This window comes from Pseudomonas sp. PA-4-8C (genome assembly GCF_021606625.1).
Taxonomy (GTDB): domain Bacteria; phylum Pseudomonadota; class Gammaproteobacteria; order Pseudomonadales; family Pseudomonadaceae; genus Aquipseudomonas; species Aquipseudomonas lactis.
Genome location: NZ_WKCD01000412.1, coordinates 1 through 3,264, shown reverse-complemented (window position 1 = coordinate 3,264; position 3,264 = coordinate 1). Strand labels below are relative to the sequence as shown.

The 3,264-nt window shown below is 54.3% G+C and carries 3 protein-coding genes; all 3 read left to right on the top strand.

What is annotated here, in order from left to right:
• Positions 1-731: 731 nt before the first annotated feature.
• On the top strand, positions 732-1,406 hold the full coding sequence (locus GIW04_RS29185; RefSeq protein WP_050587213.1) for a class I SAM-dependent DNA methyltransferase: 675 nt from the start codon (positions 732-734) through the stop codon (positions 1,404-1,406).
• Positions 1,407-1,419: 13 nt separating this feature from the next.
• Positions 1,420-2,349 carry an isopenicillin N synthase family dioxygenase gene (locus tag GIW04_RS29180; RefSeq protein ID WP_032902221.1) on the top strand — a complete coding sequence of 310 codons (930 nt, stop codon included), beginning with the start codon at positions 1,420-1,422 and terminating at the stop codon, positions 2,347-2,349.
• Between the two features lie 22 nt (positions 2,350-2,371).
• Positions 2,372-3,264 (top strand): NAD(P)-dependent oxidoreductase (locus GIW04_RS29175; RefSeq protein WP_236479484.1); only part of this gene is annotated, 893 nt, incomplete at its 3' end.

Genomic DNA, 3,264 nt, shown 5'->3' with positions numbered 1-3,264 from the left:
CCATTTGGTATCTCAATCAAAATACACAACTAATATTAACGATAATAATCAATAGGATAAATTACCGTTTCAGATTACCTTGGAAGATTGATCTGGCTTCTGCTCCACGACACGATGGTGCGTGCTGCCTAAAGGTTAGGACGAACCAGAGTCCAGCGGTTCGCTAGGGAAAATGGAATCGTCGTGCCTTGATGAACGTAAGGTGACCACAAGCTTATCCATAGCGTTCATCGTCAACGACGTCATAGACCAGCTTCGCTCTGCCCGCTTTACAGGTATGTATAGACCGGGGACATAGTGGTAAAGGATGCCCGCATCTTGCTGTCCAAAGGTCTTCGGCGGTAAAGGCAAAGGCTTTGCCATTCAGCAGAATTTTGTCCACCCAGCCCTTGTGCCTTGGCTACCAGGCTCGCCACCCGTGTGGCGCCATGATCGCCGAATAAATTAAGCAATAGCATGGGCGTGGTGCCCTGCCTGCATTAGCGTGATGATGGCTGAAGGTAAGGCGTCAAGGTACTGAGGAGTTTTCTGTCAAGGCAGGCTCATTGCTTCTTGATGATCAGCGGAAAATAAATGCAATGTATAACGAACAGTTAACTATAAGGAATAATCTGTAGGATAAGTCGTCTACCTGCTATTTACAGCGCCATAGTTGACGAATAAGAATAGCCCTCCAAGCAGCAACCACTGTTCAATTCAACCTGAAGATTAATTTTTTCGGAGAATACAGAATGGCCAGCGAAAACTACGCTATCAAAGGTGGCCGACCTTTACCGCCAACTTCCGTTAACCAGGCGCTTAACTTTGATCGTGACTATTCGCGGTTGAGGAATTATTACGAAACCTGGTCAGTCGATTATGACAACGATGTATCTGAAGAAAACTACTGCGGCCCCCGCATGCTCGGTGACCTCTTCGACTCGTTGCTCCCGGCCTCTGAAGCGCGCCGCCCCATGCGAATCATGGATGCTTGCTGCGGAACCGGTCTGGTCGGTAAAGAACTGATGCTGCGGGGATTTTCGCCTGTCGATGGTTGTGATTTATCGCCGGCCATGACTAACTTGGCGCGCGAAACCCGGGCCTATGCAACATTGTATGGTGGGGTGGATCTTACTGAACATAATCCAATGATCGCTGACAACCAGTATGACGCAACCTTTTGCTGCGGTGCATTTATCGAGGGCCATCTACCCACAGAGGCCATCCATGAGCTTATGCGAATCACAAAAAATAGCGGACTGATCCTACTGAGTACGCGCTGTACTTTTTATACAGCAGAACACTTTGACTCCCTACTGCATAAACTAACGGCCTCCAGACAACTTTCTGTATTGCCTTCGTTTATGAACGCCGCTTACTTGAACGACGTGCAAGCCCACTACTTGGCGTTTGCCGTCAACAAATAATCAGGAGTCGAACATGGATGTGCTCAATAGTATTTCCCTTGAGCGTCTTGAATCGACCCAAGCAGATTATGAAATCAGCTGTTTGCGCAAATGTTGCGTCAATGATGGATTCTTCTACCTGGCCGATCATGGCATACAGCCCTCGTTGATAGCGGATGCCTTGGACACCGCCCGCCAATTCTTCGCGCTGCCACTGTCCACCAAGAACCAGTTCTGCCAGGACCGGCAAGTGGTCATCCCCAAGACGTGCCGTGGATATGTCGATACGTTTGGCGAGACCTTGCATCCCCCCACCGGCCCGGATCGAAAGCAGCATTTCGACATGGGCCGGGAAGCGCCGGCCTGCGACTTGCCGTTTACCGGGCCGAACCTGTTGCCCAGCGAGGGTCAGGCCCCCGGCTTTGCCAAGTCCATGCTCGCTCTGCAACAAGAAGTACTGGACCGGGTAGTGCCCGCACTACTGCGCGGCTTGGCCCTATCCCTCGGGCTGGACCGTGATTTTTTCCAGGCGTTTTTTTCCAACCCGGTGCTGATCCAGCGCGCGCTGTATTACCCACCCTCGGGCAGTGGCGCGGGCAAGCACACCGACAACGGCATGTTCACCTTGCTGTTCCAGGACCCGCGAGATGCCTGCGCCCTCAGTGCCTTTTCACAAGGCCGCTGGATCGACGTTCCTTGCCGCGCCAACGAAGTGGTGGTGAATCTCGGCGATATGTTGATGAAGTGGAGCAACGGCCTGTTTACCAGTACGCCGCACCAGGTGATCCACCGTGCAAGCAGCGCCAGGGTGTCACTGCCGTTTTTTGTGTACCCGGACATTGATGCCGTGTTTACCCCGCTAGGCAGTGATCAAACGGTCGCCTGCCGGCAGGTCATGCTCGATAACTTCAATTCCATCTGGGTATCCGGCCAGGGCGCCGGCAGGGCGCGCGAGTTCGCTTGAAGCGGCCCACAGGAGAAGCGATATGCACACCGCAGAGCCAAACAAAATCGCCTTCATCGGCGTTGGAAATATGGGCCGGCCACTGGTGGAGCGTCTGCTGCTCGCCGGATACGAGGTTCAGGTGTATGACATCGACCCGACACGTGCGAGCTCCGTGATCGCTGCAGGTGCTCGCTGGAAGGCCACCCCCGCGCTGTGTGCCAGCGGTTGTGGGGTTGTCGTGACCTGCCTGCCCCTACCCCATCATGTGCTGGAAAACATGACCGGGCCGGAGGGTGCGCTGGCCGGGATGGCGGAAAATTCGGTATGGATCGATACCTCCACCACCGATTACCACAACACCCGGCATATCGCCGGACTGGCCCGACAAAAACACATCCATAGCCTTGAAGCCCCGGTCAGCAATCTGTCGCATATGGGGGTGGATTTCGCCAATGTGTGTTTCTACATCGGTGGCGACAAAATCGGTTATCAATCAAGTCACAGCGTGCTGGAGACCATGGGCCGCAAGGCATTTTATGTAGGTGAGATCGGCACCGGGCAGTCCGTCAAGTTACTGACCAACCTGCTGTTTTACGCCGCCACCGCCGTGTGGGCCGAGTTGCTGGTGCTGGCCCGGGCCAATGAGATCCCGCTGCACTGGTTCTGGGATTTCGTAAAAACCTCCCGCGGTAACTGCTTTGTCAGCAATCAGTTGACCCCGTTTATGCTCGACGCCAGCTACGACCATTCGTGCACCCTGGAGATCACGGTCAAGGACATGAGCCTCACCGAGGCGCTGGCCGATGAGTTGGGGGTGGCGATGCCCTTGGGGCGGATCATCGCTGATCGTTATCGACAGGCCGGAGCGCGGTTCGACACTCAGGACAATCACGTCAAGGTCGCAGCCTTGAGCGAACAGGAAAACAGCATTGC

Bases quoted from the DNA above. Each gene is read 5' to 3' on its own strand.
- GIW04_RS29185 (WP_050587213.1), top strand. From the start codon at position 732: ATGGCCAGCGAAAACTACGCTATCAAAGGTGGCCGACCTTTACCGCCA.
- GIW04_RS29180 (WP_032902221.1), top strand. From the start codon at position 1,420: ATGGATGTGCTCAATAGTATTTCCCTTGAGCGTCTTGAATCGACCCAA.